The sequence below is a fragment of the Streptomyces sp. NPDC102467 genome (assembly GCF_044765445.1).
Classification (GTDB): domain Bacteria; phylum Actinomycetota; class Actinomycetes; order Streptomycetales; family Streptomycetaceae; genus Streptomyces.
Genome location: NZ_JBIWKA010000013.1, coordinates 173,927 through 192,477, shown reverse-complemented (window position 1 = coordinate 192,477; position 18,551 = coordinate 173,927). Strand labels below are relative to the sequence as shown.

19 protein-coding genes are annotated in these 18,551 nt (G+C 70.0%); 8 read left to right on the top strand and 11 right to left on the bottom strand.

Annotation, left to right across the window (positions count from 1 at the left end):
* The first annotated feature begins 36 nt into the window (after positions 1 to 36).
* Positions 37 to 417, top strand: coding sequence for a hypothetical protein (locus tag ACIREE_RS27305; RefSeq protein WP_404157413.1), 381 nt, complete (start codon positions 37 to 39; stop codon positions 415 to 417).
* On the opposite strand, the gene ACIREE_RS27300 is transcribed toward ACIREE_RS27305, so the two are convergent.
* Genes ACIREE_RS27300 through ACIREE_RS27280 form a run of 5 tightly spaced genes read right to left on the bottom strand, consistent with a single transcriptional unit; the run spans position 398 to position 4,416 of the window.
* Positions 398 to 1,753 (bottom strand): sensor histidine kinase, encoded by a 1,356-nt coding sequence (locus tag ACIREE_RS27300; RefSeq protein WP_404157410.1) that lies wholly within the window; start codon positions 1,751 to 1,753, stop codon positions 398 to 400. The two genes, ACIREE_RS27305 and ACIREE_RS27300, sit on opposite strands and share 20 nt — an antisense overlap.
* Positions 1,750 to 2,418, bottom strand: coding sequence for a response regulator transcription factor (locus ACIREE_RS27295; RefSeq protein WP_404157407.1), 669 nt, complete (start codon positions 2,416 to 2,418; stop codon positions 1,750 to 1,752). The genes ACIREE_RS27300 and ACIREE_RS27295 overlap by 4 nt, the downstream gene beginning before the upstream one ends.
* Complete coding sequence (locus ACIREE_RS27290; protein ID WP_404157404.1) at positions 2,393 to 3,118, bottom strand: phosphatase PAP2 family protein; 726 nt, start codon at positions 3,116 to 3,118, stop codon at positions 2,393 to 2,395. Before ACIREE_RS27290 ends, ACIREE_RS27295 begins: the two co-directional genes overlap by 26 nt.
* A 3-nt stretch (positions 3,119 to 3,121) precedes the next feature.
* A complete protein-coding gene (locus ACIREE_RS27285; RefSeq protein WP_404157691.1) occupies positions 3,122 to 3,724 on the bottom strand; it encodes a phosphatase PAP2 family protein in 603 nt (200 codons plus the stop codon).
* Between the two features lie 14 nt (positions 3,725 to 3,738).
* Positions 3,739 to 4,416: a DedA family protein gene (locus tag ACIREE_RS27280; RefSeq protein ID WP_404157401.1), complete on the bottom strand. Its 678-nt coding sequence runs from the start codon at positions 4,414 to 4,416 to the stop codon at positions 3,739 to 3,741.
* A 128-nt stretch (positions 4,417 to 4,544) separates the two neighbouring features.
* Between ACIREE_RS27280 and ACIREE_RS27275 the strand changes: the two genes are divergently transcribed.
* The 3 genes from ACIREE_RS27275 to ACIREE_RS27265 all read left to right on the top strand — a co-directional run bounded on the left by ACIREE_RS27275 (position 4,545) and on the right by ACIREE_RS27265 (position 7,743).
* A complete protein-coding gene (locus ACIREE_RS27275; protein WP_404157398.1) occupies positions 4,545 to 4,916 on the top strand; it encodes a BlaI/MecI/CopY family transcriptional regulator in 372 nt (123 codons plus the stop codon).
* Positions 4,913 to 5,848, top strand: a complete 936-nt coding sequence (locus tag ACIREE_RS27270) for a M48 family metalloprotease (protein ID WP_404157395.1) — start codon at positions 4,913 to 4,915, stop codon at positions 5,846 to 5,848. The genes ACIREE_RS27275 and ACIREE_RS27270 overlap by 4 nt, the downstream gene beginning before the upstream one ends.
* A gap of 392 nt (positions 5,849 to 6,240) precedes the next feature.
* A complete protein-coding gene (locus ACIREE_RS27265; RefSeq protein WP_404157392.1) occupies positions 6,241 to 7,743 on the top strand; it encodes a carboxylesterase/lipase family protein in 1,503 nt (500 codons plus the stop codon).
* Positions 7,744 to 7,756: 13 nt separating this feature from the next.
* Here ACIREE_RS27265 and ACIREE_RS27260 read toward each other — a convergent pair whose 3' ends face one another.
* A complete protein-coding gene (locus ACIREE_RS27260) occupies positions 7,757 to 8,149 on the bottom strand; it encodes a hypothetical protein (protein ID WP_404157389.1) in 393 nt (130 codons plus the stop codon).
* Positions 8,150 to 9,533: 1,384 nt separating this feature from the next.
* Between ACIREE_RS27260 and ACIREE_RS27255 the strand changes: the two genes are divergently transcribed.
* Positions 9,534 to 10,382, top strand: coding sequence for a helix-turn-helix transcriptional regulator (locus ACIREE_RS27255; protein WP_404157386.1), 849 nt, complete (start codon positions 9,534 to 9,536; stop codon positions 10,380 to 10,382).
* A 73-nt stretch (positions 10,383 to 10,455) separates the two neighbouring features.
* Here the strand turns inward: ACIREE_RS27255 and ACIREE_RS27250 are convergent, their stop codons facing one another.
* The 3 genes from ACIREE_RS27250 to arsM all read right to left on the bottom strand — a co-directional run bounded on the left by ACIREE_RS27250 (position 10,456) and on the right by arsM (position 14,189).
* On the bottom strand, positions 10,456 to 11,889 hold the full coding sequence (locus tag ACIREE_RS27250; protein ID WP_404157688.1) for an MFS transporter: 1,434 nt from the start codon (positions 11,887 to 11,889) through the stop codon (positions 10,456 to 10,458).
* 372 nt (positions 11,890 to 12,261) lie between these two features.
* Positions 12,262 to 13,041 (bottom strand): phosphotransferase, encoded by a 780-nt coding sequence (locus ACIREE_RS27245; protein ID WP_404157384.1) that lies wholly within the window; start codon positions 13,039 to 13,041, stop codon positions 12,262 to 12,264.
* Between the two features lie 260 nt (positions 13,042 to 13,301).
* The gene (gene arsM / locus ACIREE_RS27240) at positions 13,302 to 14,189 is read right to left on the bottom strand and encodes an arsenite methyltransferase (protein WP_404157381.1); all 888 of its coding nucleotides are present in this window, start codon (positions 14,187 to 14,189) and stop codon (positions 13,302 to 13,304) included.
* 102 nt (positions 14,190 to 14,291) lie between these two features.
* Here arsM and ACIREE_RS27235 point away from each other — a divergent pair, with 102 nt between their 5' ends.
* Genes ACIREE_RS27235 through ACIREE_RS27225 form a run of 3 tightly spaced genes read left to right on the top strand, consistent with a single transcriptional unit; the run spans position 14,292 to position 16,220 of the window.
* Positions 14,292 to 14,693, top strand: a complete 402-nt coding sequence (locus tag ACIREE_RS27235) for an ArsR/SmtB family transcription factor (RefSeq protein WP_404157378.1) — start codon at positions 14,292 to 14,294, stop codon at positions 14,691 to 14,693.
* The gene (arsB, locus tag ACIREE_RS27230) at positions 14,690 to 15,808 is read left to right on the top strand and encodes an ACR3 family arsenite efflux transporter (RefSeq protein WP_404157375.1); all 1,119 of its coding nucleotides are present in this window, start codon (positions 14,690 to 14,692) and stop codon (positions 15,806 to 15,808) included. The genes ACIREE_RS27235 and arsB overlap by 4 nt, the downstream gene beginning before the upstream one ends.
* A complete protein-coding gene (locus tag ACIREE_RS27225; protein WP_404157372.1) occupies positions 15,801 to 16,220 on the top strand; it encodes an arsenate reductase ArsC in 420 nt (139 codons plus the stop codon). Before arsB ends, ACIREE_RS27225 begins: the two co-directional genes overlap by 8 nt.
* Before the next feature lie 412 nt (positions 16,221 to 16,632).
* On the opposite strand, the gene ACIREE_RS27220 is transcribed toward ACIREE_RS27225, so the two are convergent.
* A complete protein-coding gene (locus ACIREE_RS27220; protein WP_404157369.1) occupies positions 16,633 to 16,791 on the bottom strand; it encodes a hypothetical protein in 159 nt (52 codons plus the stop codon).
* 345 nt (positions 16,792 to 17,136) lie between these two features.
* Entirely contained in the window at positions 17,137 to 17,934 is a 798-nt protein-coding gene (locus tag ACIREE_RS27215) for a maleylpyruvate isomerase family mycothiol-dependent enzyme (RefSeq protein ID WP_404157366.1), read from the bottom strand.
* Positions 17,935 to 18,551: the final 617 nt, after the last annotated feature.

Here is an 18,551-nt window from a genome sequence, read left to right as displayed (position 1 = left end):
CTGGCCGTCGTCTTCGCCCTGTGGAAGGCGACGGGGATGACGTTCGTGATCGGCGCCATCACCCGTCGCCGCGGCAAAGGCCCTGTTGTGGCCGCGATCCTCGTCTCCAACACGCTGGGCACCTCCGCGGGCGGCCAACTCCGGGCTCGGCTACGTGGGCGGCACCCGTCCTTGGACTCTCACCGCCCTGGCCCTGCTGACGCGGGTGCCGGTGGTCCCGACGTGCTGCTGTTCTGGCTGGCGTTCGTGCTCACCCGCCTCCTCGGCGCCCCCGCCGGCGACTTGTTGACCAAGCCGGTCACCACGGGGGCCGCCCTCGCCACGGCGGACTCGTCGGCCGTCCTCTTCGCGGTCCTGATCGGCGTGACGGTCGACGTGCGGCGGTGCGAGGGGCCGGTCAGCCGGGCGGCAGGTTGATGACGAATCCCGCACCGGGCACGTGGTCCGCGTCGTAGGAGACGCCCCCGCCGGCGGAGCGGGCCAAGCGTCGCGCCAGGGGCAGACCGAGGCCCGCTCCGTCGTGGCCGTCCGCGGGGTCGGCACGGCGGCCCGGCTGGAACAGTTCACCGGTGAACTGGTGCGGCACGCCGGGCCCGTCGTCGGTGATGTCGATACGGATACGGTCCGGCTCCCGGCCGACACGGACGACGACGCGGGTGCGCGCGTAGCGGAGCGCGTTGGCGAGTAGCGGGCTGACGATGCGCTCCAGCAGTGCCGCAGGAACACCGACCGGCACTGCCGGCTCGTCTGTCTCGACTGAGACAGTCAAGTGTTGCGGCACATGGGTGCGTTGGGTGAGCCGGAGGAGCGTGGTCCGGGCGTCGGACAGACCCGTGTGCGGGGTGGCGGCGTCGTCGCGGGCCGTGTCGAGGAGGGTGTCGCACATGGTGCGCATCGACTGCGCGGCGTCCGCGATCGTCCCGTGCCCGGCATCGATCTGCGCCGGCGAACGAGGCCGGGCCCGCAGCCAGTCCACCTCGGCGACGATCCGGCTCAGCGGCGTGCGCAGCTCGTGCGACAGTTCCCCGGTCAGTTGCTGCTCGTGGCGCAGCAGCGCGCGGATCCGGTCCAGCAGCGTGTCCAACGAGCTGCCGAGCCGGGCGAGTTCGACCGGGTGGGCGAGGCCGCAGAAGCGTCTGTCGGAGGCCGTCGCGCTCCACTGTGCGGCCTGCTCGGTCATGGTGTGCACGGGGCTCAGGGCGCGCCCGACGGCCAGGCGGGTGAGGACATAGGTGCAGGCGAGCATGGCCCCGTCGAGCGCGAGTGAGCCGGACAGTAGCGCGTCGGCGGAGCTCTGGTAGGGCGCCAGGTTCAGGGCCGTGACGATCGTGGCCGCCTTGCCGGTGTGCGCCACCGGTTGTGCGCACAGCCGGATGGAGCCGGGCGCCTCGACGGTGCCGCAGCGCTCTTTGCCGCTCGCGGCGAGCCGCGCCGCGATGGCTGACAACTCCGGTGCGGAGGAGGCAGGTTGCTCGATCGGACGGGGGCCCTCGAAGATCCATACGTTCGCGTCCAGGAGCCGGTCGCCCGGTGTTTCCAGGACGCGTACGGGCTTGCTGCTGGTGTCGATGGTGGTGGCGACAGCGGCGGCGCGGGTGCGCAGCTCGTCGTCGGCCTGGCGCTGCAGGTGCTCGCGGATCACGACGTTGAAGACGGCGGTGAGGAGCACCATGACGAGCGTGGCGGTGGCCAACGCCACCAGGGAGAGCCGTCCACGCAGTGTGCGCGGCGCCCAGCGTGCGTGGCATTTCATGACAGGCAGTGACCGATCCCGCGGGCGGTGGTGATCGTCAGGTCGCTGCCCGCGGTGCGCAGCTTTCGGCGCAGCCGGGTCAGGTACTGGTCGAGTGTGTTCTCGCTGACCCGTGCCCCTTCCGGCCAGGCGGCCCGTACCAGGTCACGTCTGCGCACCAGATCCCCCGGCGCCGCGAGGAACGTGGCGAGGAGACGGAACTCGGTAGGGGTGAGACCGACGGGGCAGCCATGCACGGTGCAGTGGTGGCGTACGGGGTCCAGGGCAAGGCCGCCGGCGGTGAACGCCGTCGAGGTCTGCGGGCCGGTGCGGCGGATCGCCGCGCGCAGCCGGGCGGCGAGTTCGGTCAGGTGGAAGGGCTTGGGCAGATAGTCGTCGCCGCCCGCGGAGAACCCGGCGAGCCGGTCCGCGAGCCGGTGGCGGGCCGTCAGAAAGACGATGGGGGCCCAGAAACCGTTCGCGCGCAACGCCTGGCACACGTCCCGCCCGTCCGCGTCGGGCAAGCCGATGTCCAGGACGGCCGCCGCGATCTTGTCGGTGGACAGCCGCAGGGCACTGGCCCCGTCGGACGCGGGCACGGCGTCGAAGTCCTCCTCGCGCAGCCCGCGCACCAGGACGTCACGCAGGGTGTGGTCGTCCTCAACGATCAGGATCTTGTGGCGCATGTTGCTCCCATGTGTGCGAGGCGCGCTTGGTCGGGTGTGTGGTGAGCCGGTCCGGGAGCCACCAGGCGGCCGTGCACAGGCACAGGCCCAGCCAGCCGACGGCCAGGAGCCAGCCGCCGAGCACGTCGGTGAGCCAGTGCACGCCGAGGTAGATCCGGGTCAGGCCGACCAGCGCTCCCCAGCAGCCGATGGCCGCGGCGAGCGGGGTGCGGCCGCGCGGGGCGCGCACCAGCAGGGCGGTGATGAGGATTCCTGCGGTCAGCGCCGCCGTGGTGGTGTGCCCGGAGGGAAAGGACCAGCCGGAGGCCTGGGTCCGCCAGTCCACGCGCGGCGGACGCTGCCGGCCGGCCAACGTCATCAGCCCATACCGCAGGGCCTGCCCCGCGGTCAGGCAGCCAAGGCCGAGCGCGGCGCAGACAAGGCGGTGACGCATGGTGCGGCCCGCGATGAGGCCGGCGAGCACGACGAGCCCGTACGGAATGACGCCCGTCCCGGTCGCGGTCAGCCCGCGGGCCAGCGCCACGACGACCACGGGCCGGTGACCGACGGACCAGGTCAGCAGCGCCTCGTCCCCGGGCAGCCGGCTCGCACCACGGCCGACGACGCACATGGCCAGGAGACCAAATGCTGCCCACGCACCCAGACCCACCCCGCCGGCCAGATCGGCGAGACCGCTGCGGCGGGCAACTTCCCCGGCCACGGCTCACGCCCCCAACAGCAGACGCAACCGGGTCGCGGACAACCGACCGGCCAGCTGCTGGGGCCGCCGCCGCACCAGGCGCATCAGCAGCACACCGGTCACGGCACCGACCAGCAGCCCGGCCACCACGTCGTGCGGATAGTGCGCGCCGACCCAGATACGGGAGGCGCTCATCGCACACGCCGCCACCACGGCGAGGGCGCCGAGCCGCCGGGAGACGAAGAGCAGCGCCACGGCGGCCGCGGCCGCGACCGCCGCGTGATTGCTGGGAAACGACCAGTCGCCCGGCGCCGGACACGCCTCCAGCGTGGCAAGGTGCAGGCTCCGGCACGGCCGGTCCTCGCGCACCAGCATCTTCACCACGTCGTTCAGTGCGTACGCCACGACCACGACCACCGGCGCCGCGAGCGCCGTCAGCGCGGCCGCGGCACCGGTTCGGCGCGCCCGCCACCAGGCCAGCACCAGCAGCACGGCGAAGACCGCCAGCCCGTACGTGGACCAGGCGGACACCGCGCCGTCGAACCAGCCGGGCGCACGCCCCGCGAGCTCCGTCACATCGCGATACCCGGAACCGTCGATCGACGATCCGTCGAAGGCGAGCATCATGGTGAGCGCGGACATCAGCGAACCTCCTTCGCAGCCCGCGCCGTCCGGCGCGAGCGCAGCAGCCCGGCGGCGAGCGGGATCAGGGAGACCGCCACGATCACGGCGATGACCGGCAACAGATACCGGTCCACATCCGGAATCGAAGAGCCGAGCGCGTACCCGGCCGAAGTGAGTCCCACGCTCCACAGCAGGCCGCCCGCGATCTGCCAGAGCGTGAACGTCCGCGCGGGTACCCCGAGCGCGCCCGCCAGCGGGTTGAGCACCGTGCGCACCACGGGCACGAACCGGGCCAGCACGATCGCCTTGCCGTGCCCGTAGCGTGCGAGGAACTCCTCGGCGCGCCGGGCTCCTTCCGCCAGCCGCACCGATCTGCCGCGCGTGAGCAGGGTGTTGCCCGCCCGGCGGCCCAGCAGATAGCCGCACTGCGCGCCCGCGATCGCGCCGACGGCCGCCGCGACAAGCAGCGGCCCCAGCGAGAGGTGCAGGCCTGGGGCGGAGCCGCTGCCCGTGCACAGCAGCCCCGCGGTGAACAGCAGCGAGTCGCCGGGCAGGAAGAAGCCGATCAGTAGCCCGGTCTCGGCGAACAGCACCACGCCGACGCCCAGCACACCGAAGGCGGCCAGCAACGACTGGGCGTCCAGCACGTTCACGGCGAGCTGAGAAGATAGGGAGTGAACAAGGGGGGTGGACATCAGCGAGGGCCCTTCGCCTCGGCGCGGCGGGTTCCCGGGTGGGAACGCGCCACTCGCGACAGCTGGTGACTACAATTCTGTAGACGGTCTACTGCACTGTAGACGATGGCGGGGTGAGGATCGTTCCCATGACCGACGCAATGGACGAACGCCGGCCGGCCGGCGAGCTGGAAGCCGCCGTGATGGCCGCACTGTGGGCTGCGGAGGCGCCGCTCACACCGGGCCGGGTGCAAGGCGAACTCGCCTCCGGCCTCGCCCGCACCACCGTGACGACGATCCTGTCCCGGCTCCACGAGAAGGGAATCGTCGACCGGGTCCGCCAGGGCCGCGGCTACGCCTACTTCCCCGTGCAGGACGCCGCCGGCCTGACCGCCCGCCGCATGCACACCGAACTGGACCGGGACACCGACCGCGAGACCGTCCTCGCCCGCTTCGTCGCACAGCTCGACCCCGGCGACGAAGCGGTGCTGCGCCGCCTCCTGGAGGCCGAAGAGACATGAGCACACTGTTACTCGCCCTGGTTCTCGTGCCCCTGCTGCTGGCATTCACGGCGCCGCCGCTGGCCCGGCGCGTCCTGGACCGGCTCGCACCCGCCCACGCACTGTGGGTACTCACCGGGTGCGCGCTGGCGCTCGCCGGGTCAAGCGCGGCTGCGCTCGGCGCCCTGGTCCTGACCGGGCTGCTCAAACTGCCGCTCTTCGCCGCCCTCGGTGACCTGATCCACCCGCTGCACACCCCCTCGAACCTGCTGATACTGCCCGCCGCCGCGCTCGCCACCGGCGCCCTCGCGCTCAGCGCCTGCACCCTCGGGCGCTCCGCACTGCACCAGCTCAGCGCGTTCCGCACCGCACACATCCGGGCGGCCCGCCGCCCCGCCGCGGGCGACCTGTGCGTCGTCGACTCCCCCCGCCCCGACGCCTACGCCCTGCCCGGCCGCCCGCACCGCATCGTCGTCACCACCGCGATGCTGCGCAGCCTCGACGCCGCCGAACGCGAGGCCCTCTTCGCCCACGAACGCGCCCACAACCGCGCCGGCCACCACTACTTCCTGGCCGCCGCCGAACTCGCCGCCCACTGCCACCCCGCTCTGCGCGCCCTGCGGACGGACATCCGCTTCGCCGCCGAACGCGCCGCCGACGAGGCCGCCGCCGCTGCCACCGGCGACCGCCGCCTGACCGCCCGCGCCATCGCCCGCGCCGCCCTCGCCGGACACGACACCGCCTCGACGCGCCCCGCCTTCGCCGCGGCCGCGACCACCGGCCCTGTCCCGCGCCGCGTCACCGCACTCCTCACACCCGGCCACCCCCGCGCAGCCCGCGGCATCGCCGTCGCCCTGGCCCTCGGCACGCTGCTCTCCACGGGCGCTGCCATCACCGCCCTCGTCGACATCCACCACCAAGTAGAAGTAGCCCAAGGCGAAGAACCCAAATAGACACCGCTCCCACCAGAAGCGACCCAGGTGGTGATGGAGAACATCGGCCGCAGGATCGTCAAGATCGTGGCGCGCACTCTGAGAGTTTCTATGTGCTGTTCGACCTCGCCCTTGGTCGCGAAGTGCTGCACCCGGCCGGGTCGATCGGGGCCGTCGCAAAACCCACGGCTACCGCACTCTGGCAGAGATCTACGTTGTCCTTCTCAACGGGGTTGATGCGCTGACCACTTGAGCTCGCCATCGTCTGCCGACACTGTCTATCGACGGCTGTGCATTGACATCATTCGTGCGTCAATCGAGACGATCTTGTTGTTGGACTTGGCGTACTGAGTGACGCAAAGCTGGCCCTCGCGCCATCCCGGCGATCCGGCCTGTCATGAGAGGCAGTCTCCATGGACGTCTTCAAGACGACGAGCGGTTCAGTCAGAGGTTTTCGGGCCTCCGCCGACGTCGTCGCCGTCCTCGGCATTCCCTATGCCGCGCCTCCGTTCGGCGCCAACCGGTTCCGGGAACCTCTTCCGGCACGGACATGGACCGGCGTGCGGAACGGTACGGAATTCGGCCCGATCGCCCCGCAGTCGGCGCAGTTGCCCGGCGCGCCCGTGTGGTCACCAGGCGACGAGGACATCCTCACCGTCAACGTGTGGACGCCGATCCCAGACGGAAGCCGCCTTCCTGTCCTGGTATGGATGCACGGCGGTGCCTACACCTTCGGATCCTCGGCCCAGCCCGACTTCGACGGAACCGTCCTGGCCGGCGCCGGGCTGGTCCTGGTCACCCTCAACTATCGGCTCGGCTTCGAGGGCTTCGGCCACGTACCCGGTGGGGGGACAGCCGCCTACCCGGACAACCGGGGGCTGCTCGACCAGGTCGCGGCCCTGCGCTGGGTACGTGAGAACATCGCCGAGTTCGGTGGTGACCCCGGCAACGTCACGATCGCGGGCCAGTCCTCCGGGGCTGCGTCAGTGGCCTGTCTGATGGTCATGGACCGCGCCCGCGGCCTGTTTCACCGCGCCATCGCCCACAGCGCCGCCAGCCCTTGCTACACGCTCGATATCGCTGCGGCGACCACACACGAAGTCGCCGCGGCGGCGGGCTGCCCAGTCACACCCGAGGGTTTGGCATCGACGACTCCGAAGGCACTGGTCATGGCATCCGACCGGGTGGTCGAGGACTACCGGCAAAACCCTTCCTCCGGATCCCGTCACTACGACCCCTCGCTCTACGCGCCGGTCCTCGACGGTGATGTCCTGCCTGCCGATCCGCTCATCGCGATGAGCACTGGAGCGGCCCGGGACGTGGACCTGTTGGTCTGTCACACCACGGAGGAGTACTGGTTGCTCGATGCCGTCGGCAGCAGCGCGAAGATCACCACCGATGAACAACTGGCTCTCTTCGCCCAAGACTTCGGCCTGCCCGGCGGCCTGGTGGCCGGCTATCGCGCCGCGCTGCCCCACGCTCCAGTCCTTGACGTCTACCTCGCCATCTTCGGTGACCTGCTGTTCGGGGAGTACAGCAACCGACTCGCCGAGGCCCACAGCCAAGCCGGAGGCCGGACCTACCTGTCGCGGTTCGATCGTCGACGCGCGGGAGGCGACGGGGTGGTGCGGGCCTGGCACTGTGCGGACATCCCCTTCGCCTTCGGCAACCTCGATGACGACCGTCTCGCCTTCCTCATCGGGGGCGCACCCACTTCCGCAGACCATGGGCTGGCACACCAAATGGTCCGTGCATGGGCCGATTTCGCGGCGACTGGTAACCCGGGCTGGCCATCGGTCGACACCTCCACCACCCACACGAAGACGTGGACCACCGCCACCCGCCCGGCCTCCGACAGGCCCGCCACTCCGCGCGCCCTATGGGCCAAGGTCGGCTTTCCCCTCCTGTATGCGTGAGGGGAGAACCGCCTCAGCACGAAGCCTGGCAGAGGGCCACCGACATGCTCGGCGTCACCGCCAGTTCGTCCGGGAGAAGCCGCCCGGGGTGGGTCACCCCCGCGCCGCCCGATCTGGCCGCCGGGGTGTGCGGGCCGGGCACTGTGGCAACGGCGAGGTACGGGCAGGCGTCCATGCCCAGGTCGACCCCTCCGTACGGGCGGACAGGTGACCAGAACAGCGGGGTCGGGCCACGCCGGTCGGCGGGTGTGAGAGGCCGGCCCACTCCGCCGATCGCCTGGCCCACGTCGGCGTGCGCGATCACCGCCTGCTTCAGCTGGACGATCTCCTTCTTCAGCTGGGCTACCTTCGCTGCGGCATCGTCACGTGTCGAGGCAGCACTCTGCTCCCGGGTATCGAACGTCACCTCGTGTCTCCGGGTTCTTGAGGGGGCATCGGCATCAGTGCCATGAGCGTCCGCCCACCCCGGGTGACTTGCAGCTCCCCCTCGCCCACGCCCCGTGCCGCCCGACCGGACAGCTGGCACGGCGTCCCGCGCGTGATCTCTCCGGTCACCGTCGGCAGCCGGATCCTCGGCACGATCTGCTTGGACTGCACCGGCCCTGGCGCATCAGCATGCGGACCTTCGCGCCGCTGGCCCACCTGGACTGGGCTGTTTGCTGGCTGGGCAGCCCCGCGACCTGCGATCTCCGGATGAAGATCTCTCATTGCGGCGACTTGCCCGATGTCTCCTCCCCAATGCGGTGTCTGTCGGGTGCGTTGGGGCGAGGCGCTGCTGCGCATAGGGGTCTTGCGCCCTGCGGCGCCGTTCGCGGACAGCGGCGGGGCAGTGAGCCCATTTCAACCTGACGGTCCGGTCCGCCAGTTGAGCGGGTAGCCGCGGTCAGCATGGCTCCAGTGTCGCGGTGCCTGCATGTGGGGAAAGCTCCGCCTCCGGGCCCCCCACGGGTGGCGCCTCGACGGGGTCCAGTTGCATTCGGTCGGTCAGTAGTGGGAGGCGCTGCGGTGTGCGGTCTGCCGTCGCCAGCTGCTCCTGGCTCTTCTTGCGGAGTTCGCGAGCGAGGTGCCGCGCTGCTTCGGCGCGTTCGCGTATCAGTCTCATCTGGACCTGATCCACCGCTCTCACCTCGCCCTTCCCGCGCATAATCCCGCCGTCAAGGTGAGCGTGGCCGGGCCGTCGGCGGGCCGCAACGCCGACAACGAACGCCGTGGCCGCCCGCAATCCGGAAAACGACGAACTGTCCGCTGCCACCCGTGTCCACATGCCGCGGCAACTGCACGCCGCCGGAGGTCGCGCTTGCACCAGCCCCTCTTCCGCCAAGCGCCACCAGGGGCACCCACGGGCAGGGGGAACGCCCGGCAGAGGAGAACATCGGCCACGTCTCTCTCCGCGCCGGCACTGGGTTCGGAGGGTTCCGGCCAGTGCACACCGGCAGGGGTGGCAGGCCGAGCCGCGGTGTTATGTCGGTGTTCGCCGCCTCCTCCCAGGTGGTGGCCCCGACCAGCTCGCACGGCAGACCCGCGAGGCGAGGCCCGACGCGCGGGTCGTGCCGTGTCAGGTGCGAATCTGTCGCGGTGTCTGACAGCTCGCGCTGCGGGCCCTCGCCGAACGGCAGGAGAGTTCCGTCGACGTCCAGGAACAGCAGCGGGCGTTCGTCGCGCAGACTCATGCCGCAACCTCCTGCTCACGCCGCCTCACCCGGACGGTGGCCTCCCTCACGTCGCCCCAGCCAGAAGGAAGTTTTGAAAAGGCTGGAGCGCCAACAGCGCGTGCATGTCAGGCTGGTGGGATGTATCCATCTTCTGCGCTGGGCGAGTTTCTGCGGTCCAGACGGGCTCGGCTGCTGCCCGATGAGCTCGGGCTGCCCGGCGGGATACGACGGCGCCGGGTGACCGGGCTTCGGCGGGAGGAGCTGGCTCCGCTGGCCGGGGTGAGCGTTGGCTACTACATCCGGCTGGAGCAGGGCCAGGCCCCGAACGTGTCGGACGAGGTCCTCGACGCCCTGGCCCGCACCCTGCGCCTGAACGGTGACGAGCGCCGCCATATGCACCGGCTGGCGCGCGTCGTGCAGGCACAGGAGACAGTGCAACCCGAAGTACTACGGCCCGGGATCACGCACATGGTCAGGGCGTTCACCGACACTCCGGCCATCGCGGTCGGCCGCCGTGGGGACATTCTCGCCTGGAACCCGCTCGCGCACGCCCTGCTGGCACCGCACTGGCCGTTCGAGTCTGCGGGCCGCCCGCCCAATTTCATACGCATCGACTTCCTGGAGCTCGAGTTCGCCCGCGGCCTGTACGGCGACTGGACCGCCAAGGCCCGGGACGACATCGCGTACCTACAGGTGTCGATGGGCAGATTCCCCGGCGACGAGGACCTGTTGGCGCTGATCGACGAACTGAAGGAACAGAGCCCGGAGTTCCGCGAGATGTGGGCCGAGTATCCCGTGAGCAACTGCGCCTCCATCTCGCGCGAGTACCGGCATCCCCAGGTAGGTGCCATGACCCTCACCGCGGAACTTCTGCGCACCCCGGACGACGAAGGACAGGGCGTGACGATGTTGCAGGCGGACCCGGGGTCGGCGTCGCAGGAACGGCTGCGGCGGCTGGCGGAGCTGGTGCTCGATACCGTGGTGTAAAGCGTGCAGGACGTCGGCGCCGCCCTTGCTGATGAAGGGGCGGCGCCGGAAGGTGGCGTTCGGACGCGGGCTCTCAGGCCGCCAGCACGTCTTCCCGCTCGCCCGCGCGGCTGCGGTGCAGCACTGTCCCGCCCACCATCGCTCCGCTCAGCGCGACGGCCCCCGCCAGCAGGAACGCCGTATGCAGTCCGCCGAGCGTCGCCAGCACCTGGGTGGTGGTCGGCGCCAGTGCCTCGGCACGGGCTGCGACGATCGCGCTCAGCCCGGCCACGCCGATCGCCCCGATGAAGGTCGGCATCTGCGCCAGGCTTCCGGCAATCCCCTGGTCGGACTCGTCGAGACCGGAAGTGATGGTGGTGACGGCAGCCACCACGGCCAGCACATGTCCGAAGCCCATCGCAGCCGAAGTACCCAGCAGCAGGGTGAGGTTGCCGTCCACGGGGAGCAGCGCCATTGCGGTGGTGCCCAGACCCTGCACTGTGAGACCAAGAGCGATCGCAGCGCCGGCCCCGCGAGCACTGATCAGCCGCGCGGCCATCGTGCCCGCGACCAGGGCGGCGACACCCTCGGCGGCGAATCCGAGGCCGGTCTGCAGCGCGGTCCAGTCGACGACCTGCTGCATGTAGATGCTCAGCAACAGCGTCGCCCCGCCGCACATCCCGAAGGTGACCAGTCCCATCGTCATGCCCCACTTCACGGTGGGACGGCGCAGCAGGCGCAGCGGGACGAGCGGCTCACGGTGACGTGCCTCGACGACGAGGAAACCACCGAGCAGCACCGCGGCGCCGACCAGCGAGATCAGGGTGGGCAGGCTCAGCCAGCCCTTCTCACCGCCGGTGGTGATCCCATAGACCAGCGCGAAGAGGCCGCCGCTGGCCAGGATCGCACCAGGTACGTCGAGCCGGGCGGACCGGCTGCGGCGGGTGTCGCGCACAACGGTGAGGGCGCCGAGGAGCACGAGCAGACCCATGCCGAAGAGAATGAGCATGGTCCAGCGCCAGCTCAGGCCGCTGGTGACCACTCCCCCGCCTATCGTGCCGATCACAAAGCCGAGCGAAAGAAGTGCTCCGTTGACGCCCAGCGCCCTGGTGCGCTGCGGGCCCTCGGGGAAGGCAGAGGTCATCAGAGCCAGCGCGGTCGGGCCGATCGCCGCGGCCGCGATGCCCTGTCCGGCCCGGGCGGCGATGAGAAGTCCGGGTCCGGCGGCGAGCCCGGCGGCAAGCGAGAACCCGGTGAAGGCGATGACCCCAGCGATGAACAGCCGCCGCCGGCCGGTCAGATCCGACAGCCTGCCGAACAGCGGCATCAGAGCCGCTGTGGGCAACAGGCAGGCGGTGACCACCCACTGCAGGGCAGCCGGGGTGGCGAAGCCGAGGTCACGGCCGATCTCCGGCAGGGCTACGGTGATGATCGAGTAGTCGAGCCCGGTGATAAACGTGGCGCCGCACAGGGTGAGCAGAACCAGCCACCCACGAGCGCCGAGCGGTATTTGCGTTGCATCCGTCATGCCGACCACGATGCGATGCCGCACAGCCACCAACCAGCGCCCTGGTGAAGGTACATCTGGCAGATGCAGGCAGGAGTGGCTGTGCTCGCTTCTCCGGTCTCCGGTCTCCTGTCTCCTGTCTCCTGTCTCCTGAGAGCGTTTGTCGATGACTTGGGGTGTCGTTCTGCGGTCCTCACGAACATTGAAGTCGACGAGATTGAGCGTCGCGCACGTGTGCGAGGAGTCTGCGCGGTTGGTCAGTCCCGGTCGGATGGCGGCTGGTCGACTCGGCCCGCCCTTGTGTGGTGTGGGGATGTAGTCCTGAGCACCGCCGGGCAACGGGGCCGGCCATCGCGGGAACGGGCAGCTGAGGTCGGCCGGGCCGGGCCGTGATCAGCTGCCCGAACCGCCGAGGAGAACCGTGCGTTGCGGTCGGAGCCAAGATCGCTCGGCCAGCATCTCGGACGCATCGCCGCGGGCGAGGAAGGTTGCCCATGGCTCGTGGCCCTGGAGGCCGAGTCGTTCGATGCGCTCTGCCTCGCGGGACTGGACGCCCTCCAGAGCATCGAGTACATCTGCCGACCGTGCCCCGTACGCGGCGCAAAGGGCGTCGAGGCGGCCCCGAAGGGTGTGCTCACCGGCGATTGCTGCTCTTCGCTGCTGCTCGACGGGGCGCAGTGGCACGGCGTACCAGGCCAGTTGTGCAAGGTCGTCGAGGGCATGGCCGGGCGCTGCGAAGTCCCAGTCGATGAAACCGGCCAGATGGTCGCCGTTCCAGATGGAGTTCCATGGACCGAGGTCTCCATGCCTGATGATCATGCCGGGACTCCAGGCGTCCTCCTGGCCCTGCCATCGTGCGTCGGCCGGCGGCTGGAAGTCCTGGACAGCGTCGTGGTACTCGCGTAGCCAGCACCCCAGTTCGCTGATTCCGAGGGTCGATCGCAGAGCCGACGGCCAAGGCGCAAACGCGGGTTCGCCGTGCACCAGCGACAGCACCTCATCGGTGCCGTCGGTGCCAAGGACCCGCGGAGCCCGAGTGAAGCCCACCGTTTCCAGATGGGTCAACAAGGCGTGTACCGCGGACGTCCACTCGCCGACGGGCCGGCGGATCGTCTCTCCGATCCGCCGCACCGTGGTCACGCTGCCCTTGTCCGTAGCGCCATCCGCGATCATTGGGTCAGCGTAGCCCTGCCGCCCACATCAGCGTCATGGATACCGGCGACCCCAACAGTCAGCGCCCTCGGGCGGTCGCGCTCGCGTCCCGCTGACGACCGCGTGCCGTGTGGTTCCGACGAGCACCTTCACCACCAGGCAGTACTGCTGGTGCGACCATTCGCCGGCCAACGCCACTGGCACGGCAGGTACGCCCCCGCGTTGGGGCTTGACACCGCGGCAGTGCTGCTCCATGGGTGATACGTCGAACCGGCGTGCTGTCAACTGCAGTTGCAGCCGGATGCGCTCTTGGCTTCGGTGACGCTGCGGTTGGGGTCGTGGGCCTGTTCGGCGGGTGTGCAGCAGGCGGTGACGCCACAGCAGGAGTCGTCGGCTGTGCTCGCCTCGGTCTTGTTGCTGGTCGTGGGTTTCATGGCGCGGACGATGGCGGAGTGCATTCCGTCCGCGACCGCGTGGGTGGGGTTGATCTCGATGCTGGTGAAGCCGGCGGCTTCGAGGCCCGCGCGGTATTCGGCGAAGGACAGCGCGCCCGCGATGCAGCCGACGTAGTCGCCACGTTCGGCGCGCTGGGCGGACGTGAGGGTGTCGTCGGCGACGACGTCGGAGATGCCGATGCGGCCGCCGGGGACGAGGACGCGGAACATCTCGGCGAAGACGGCGGGCTTGTCGGTGGAGAGGTTGATGACGCAGTTGGAGATGACGACGTCGATGGTGTGGGCGGGCAGCGGGACAGCCTCGATGGCGCCCTTGAGGAACTCGACGTTCGTGGCGCCGGCCTTCTTCTGGTTGGCCAGGGCGAGGGCGAGCATCTCCTCCGTCATGTCCAGGCCGTACACCTTGCCGGTGGGACCGACGCGGCGGGCGGAGAGGAGTACGTCGACGCCGCCGCCGGAGCCGAGGTCCAGGACGCGCTCGCCCTCGTGGAGGCCGACTACCGCGGTGGGGTTTCCGCAGCCGAGGGAGGCGGCGACTGCCTCGGCGGGCAGGGTGTCGCGCTCGTCGGCCGCATAGAGGGTGGAGCCGAAGTTGTCGTCGATCTCGATGGCCTGAGGGCCGCAACAGGCGGTTCCTCCCTCGGTGACCTGCACGGCGGCTGCGGCGTAGCGCCGGCGGACGGTCTCGCGGAGGTCGGTGATCGGTTGGGTCATGGCGGTGACTCCTTGATCGTGAGGACAGGGCCCGAGCCGGTTTGTATTGATGCTTCTCGATGCAACCTTGCGACCTGAATCGAAGCCCGTCAACATAGAAGCATGTCGAAACAAGAACTGGTGGTGCTCGGTCAGGACGAGACGGGCTGCTGCCCGACCATGCTGACTGCGCCTATGGAACAGGACCAGGCCGAGGAACTGGCGAAGGTGTTCAAGGCCCTGGGTGACCCGGTCCGTCTCCGCCTGCTGTCGATGATCGCCTCGCGTGAGGGCGGGGAGATCTGCGTGTGCGATCTGACCCCGGCGTTCGATCTGTCGCAGCCGACGATCTCCCATCACCTCAAACTGCTGAAGCAGGCCGGGCTGATCGATTCCGAACGTCGCGGGACGTGGGTGTACTACCGGCCACTGCCCGCGATGACGGACAGGCTCGCCGCCGCCCTCACGCGCCCCCAGGGCTCCGACGTCCAGACCCCGAACGCGCCTGCCGGAGCGGCCTCGTGACCACGTCGGCTGCCGCCCCGGCGGGTTCGGTGGCCGGGCGGCTTTCGCTGGTGGACCGCTTCCTGGCGGTCTGGATCCTCGTGGCGATGGCCGTCGGCCTCGGGCTTGGCCGTCTGGTGCCGGGCCTGGGCGACGTACTGGCGAAGGTCACAGTCACCGGCGTCTCGCTGCCGATCGCGCTCGGCCTGCTGGTGATGATGTATCCGGTGCTGGCCAAGGTCCGCTACGACCGCCTCGAAACGGTCACCCGCGACAAGCGCCTGCTGGTCCCGTCCCTCGTCATCAACTGGCTCGTCGGCCCTGCGGTGATGTTCGCCCTTGCCTGGATCTTCCTGCCGGACCTGCCCGCGTACCGGACCGGGCTGATCATCGTCGGGCTCGCCCGCTGCATCGCCATGGTCATCATCTGGAACGACCTGGCCTGCGGCGACCGCGAGGCCGCCGCTGTGCTCGTGGCCCTCAACTCGGTGTTCCAGGTGATCGCGTTCGCCGCCCTGGGCTGGTTCTATCTCTCCGTCCTGCCCGGCTGGCTCGGCCTGGAACAGACCACCCTGGACGTGTCGGTGTGGGAGATCGCCCGCTCAGTCCTGATCTTCCTCGGCATCCCGCTGATCGCCGGATTCGCGACCCGCAGGCTGGGCGAGAAGGCCCGGGGACGTGACTGGTACGAGACGAAACTGCTCCCGAGGATCGGGCCGTTCGCCCTGTACGGGCTGCTGTTCACGATCGTGGTGCTGTTCGCCCTGCAGGGGCAGGCGATCACCTCCCGGCCCCTGGACGTGGTGCGGATCGCGCTGCCGCTGCTGGTGTACTTCGCCCTCATGTGGGCCGGGTCCATGACCCTGGGCAAGGCCGTCGGCCTGGACTACCCACGGGCGACGACGCTGGCGTTCACCGCTGCGGGCAACAACTTCGAACTCGCCATCGCGGTGGCGATCGCCACCTTCGGCGCGACCTCCGGCCAGGCCCTGGCCGGTGTGGTCGGGCCGCTCATCGAGGTGCCGGTGCTGATCGCGCTGGTCTACGTCGCGCTGGCCGCCCGCCGCTTCTTCTCCCAACCCGCTTCGGTGGCCGACCCGTTGGCCACCGTCGAGGAAGGTTCCACTCGTGTCTGAAACCGTATCCGCCAGGTCGTCGGTGCTGTTCGTGTGCGTGCACAACGCCGGACGCTCGCAGATGGCTGCCGCCTTCCTTACGCACCTGTCCGGCGGCCGGGTCGAGGTCCGCTCGGCCGGGTCCGCGCCGGCCGGGACCGTGAACCGGGCGGTCGTCGAGGCGATGGCCGAGGCCGGGATCGACCTGTCGGCCGAGGTGCCCAAGATGCTGACGGCCGAGGCGGTCCAGGCGTCCGACGTCGTGATCACGATGGGCTGTGGGGACGCCTGCCCGGTCTTCCCGGGCAAGCAGTATCTGGACTGGAAGCTGGACGACCCCGCCGGTCGGGGCGTCGACACCGTCCGCCCTATCAGGGACGAGATCGAAACGCGGATTCGCGCTCTGCTCGCCGAGCTCCTTCCCGCACAGTGACTGACCGTTCGTACGGTGCGTCAGCTTCTGGAGCCGATGGTCGGGGAGCCACAGGAAACAACCACGAGGCGGGCCCCAGGTGGCGTACTGGTCGGCCCTGGGGCTGCGTACCCGGGTGATCTCCCTGTACTGAGCGGCGATTCGGGACAGCGCGCAGGTCTTGAACTCGGTCAGGATCTCGATCGACTCACCCTGGCCGGCGAGGCGGGCGCGCAGGGCGGCGTTCTCGGCTTTAGCCGTGCGATCTTGGCCTCCCGGGGATCCGGGAGGTCGCCCGCGGTGTGCAGGGCCTCCGTTCAGCAGACGGTCCATGGCGGCCCGAATCGCTGCCTCGTTGCACCGGAGTTATGTGAGGGATGCCCGGCGGCAGGACCCGGGTCGTCCGAAGTGTCAGTACTGGCGCTCAACATCGTCAATAACGGCCATACCTGCCATGCGGGACGAGCGAGATGATCGCACAGGTCACGATGGCGAAGGCGGCGCCGCCGTAGTTGCTCTGGGCGATGCTCGCGGCGGCGATCACGGTACCGATGACGAGGGGTGTGCCGGTGGTCATGCTGCTCTTCTTCAAGAAAGCTCTCCTGAGGGCGAGTTGAGAGGCTTCACCAGGATGGATAGGTCGTCCGAAGTATCTCGAACGGCAGCACGGAGACGAGCAGCCTCTCCGCTCACTCCGCCGACGAAGTGTCGATGTCGCCAGAGATGAGGTCGTCCCGAATAGCTGGTAACCGCCGGAAATCGACGTACTCGTCTCTGATCGTGCGGAGGTCGTGAGTTCGAGCTCTGGCCAGGTAGTCGGCCGGATTGGTGACGCCCCGAGGCCGCCTCGGGGTTCGCGCCCGGTGCCGCGGCTGACGAACCTGGCGAAGAGTCGTGTCCTACCGGCTCGAGGCGCGACCGACCGGCCCGCTACGTCCTACTCCTCCGGCTCCCAGGCGCGGAGCAGGTCGAGCAGCCCTGCGTCTCCGTCGACGTGCAAGGACTCGTCCGGGATACGGCCGTACAAGTAGAGGACCAACTCACTGGCCGTGCCGTGGATGGAGGCACCGGCTGCGTCCGAGTCCTCGCCGGTCGCGGCAGTGGCCGCGGGGATGCGGATGGAGGCTGCGCCGTCGCCGTCGACCGTGAGGCGCCAGGAGCGGCCCTCGGCGGTGTGGAAGTCGAAGGCCGTGGGCTTGTGCGGCCAAGCGCTGGGCGTCGCGACGCAGGTGAACAGAAACTCCTCGACACCGTCGAGGGCAACCTCGGCCGGCAGCGGCTGCGGGGCGCCCGCGGCGAGCTGGGCGTCATAGGTGTGCACCGCGCTCTCCTGGACTCGGTGCCGGGCGACTCCGCCAGAGGCCCGCGGCGTCTGTTGGGCACTCCACCACGCCCAGCAGCCGGCGTCCGGTCCTGCCTCGCGCAGGGCGCTCAGCAGAAGCTGCGTCGACGCGGCCAGCCAGGGCAACAGGACTTCACGCTCCCGCGGCGCCTCCAGAGCGGCGCGCGCCACGGTGGCCTCGGCCGAGGGAGCGTCGGCAGGCCCCGCGCCGACGATGGCAGCCCAGTAACGGTCTCCCCCACCCAGGTGCTTCACCAGATCGAGCAGCGTCCACCCGGGGCAGGTCGGCACCTGTGCGTCGAGACCGGGCGCGGCGGCGACCGCGGCGCGGAAGGCGGTCGACCGTTCATCGATCAGTCGCAGCAGGTCAGAAAACCCAGGATTCTTTTCCACGCCGGATATCTATCACCGCGCTCCAGTGACCGGACAGCGATTTTCACAGTCGCCGCCGATTGGCCAGTGCGGACGCCGTCCTCGCCTGCCACTGCTCGGGGGACAAGCTGCGCACTACTGCGAGGACGTCGATGGTCGGCGGTACGCCCGGCGTCGTGCCTGTGGGTGCCCTGACCTCGCCGCGCGGCTGGACGCCTCGGCGAGGTGACATCCACCCGGTACACACGGTCATGCTGCCGTCCAATGTGAGTCACGACGGCGGAGGCGGCCGGACTTGCGGTCCTGATCCGCAGCACGCGGCCGTCGCGCGCCGCAAGCATGGCGACGGTGCAGCCGAGGATCACTACAGCGGCCCCGAGCAGTGTCGTGTTTACGCCGATCGCGGCGTTGAGCGGGCCGATGGTCGCCTGGCTTGCGTCCGATCCACTGCTCACCCGTCTCGACCTGCTGCGCTTACGGGGCGCGTCCAGGAAGGCGACTTCGCGTGCACGCGCCGGTGGATCGCGGATACAGAGCGGCGCGAGGCAGAGAGGCGCGAGACAGAGAGGGCCCGCGCCGCGGCGACCCGCCCGCCGGCCCCGGACTGGCTCATCGAACAGGGCGTCGGGAAGGGCCGC

What these genes read in the sequence shown, in the direction of transcription:
- ACIREE_RS27305 (WP_404157413.1), top strand. Translation starts at nt 37, where the DNA reads ATGACGTTCGTGATCGGCGCCATCACCCGTCGCCGCGGCAAAGGCCCT.
- ACIREE_RS27300 (WP_404157410.1), bottom strand. Translation starts at nt 1,753, where the DNA reads ATGAAATGCCACGCACGCTGGGCGCCGCGCACACTGCGTGGACGGCTC.
- ACIREE_RS27295 (WP_404157407.1), bottom strand. Translation starts at nt 2,418, where the DNA reads ATGCGCCACAAGATCCTGATCGTTGAGGACGACCACACCCTGCGTGAC.
- ACIREE_RS27285 (WP_404157691.1), bottom strand. Translation starts at nt 3,724, where the DNA reads ATGATGCTCGCCTTCGACGGATCGTCGATCGACGGTTCCGGGTATCGC.
- ACIREE_RS27280 (WP_404157401.1), bottom strand. Translation starts at nt 4,416, where the DNA reads ATGTCCACCCCCCTTGTTCACTCCCTATCTTCTCAGCTCGCCGTGAAC.
- ACIREE_RS27275 (WP_404157398.1), top strand. Translation starts at nt 4,545, where the DNA reads ATGACCGACGCAATGGACGAACGCCGGCCGGCCGGCGAGCTGGAAGCC.
- ACIREE_RS27270 (WP_404157395.1), top strand. Translation starts at nt 4,913, where the DNA reads ATGAGCACACTGTTACTCGCCCTGGTTCTCGTGCCCCTGCTGCTGGCA.
- ACIREE_RS27265 (WP_404157392.1), top strand. Translation starts at nt 6,241, where the DNA reads ATGGACGTCTTCAAGACGACGAGCGGTTCAGTCAGAGGTTTTCGGGCC.
- ACIREE_RS27255 (WP_404157386.1), top strand. Translation starts at nt 9,534, where the DNA reads ATGTATCCATCTTCTGCGCTGGGCGAGTTTCTGCGGTCCAGACGGGCT.
- ACIREE_RS27250 (WP_404157688.1), bottom strand. Translation starts at nt 11,889, where the DNA reads ATGACGGATGCAACGCAAATACCGCTCGGCGCTCGTGGGTGGCTGGTT.
- ACIREE_RS27245 (WP_404157384.1), bottom strand. Translation starts at nt 13,041, where the DNA reads ATGATCGCGGATGGCGCTACGGACAAGGGCAGCGTGACCACGGTGCGG.
- arsM (WP_404157381.1), bottom strand. Translation starts at nt 14,189, where the DNA reads ATGACCCAACCGATCACCGACCTCCGCGAGACCGTCCGCCGGCGCTAC.
- ACIREE_RS27235 (WP_404157378.1), top strand. Translation starts at nt 14,292, where the DNA reads ATGTCGAAACAAGAACTGGTGGTGCTCGGTCAGGACGAGACGGGCTGC.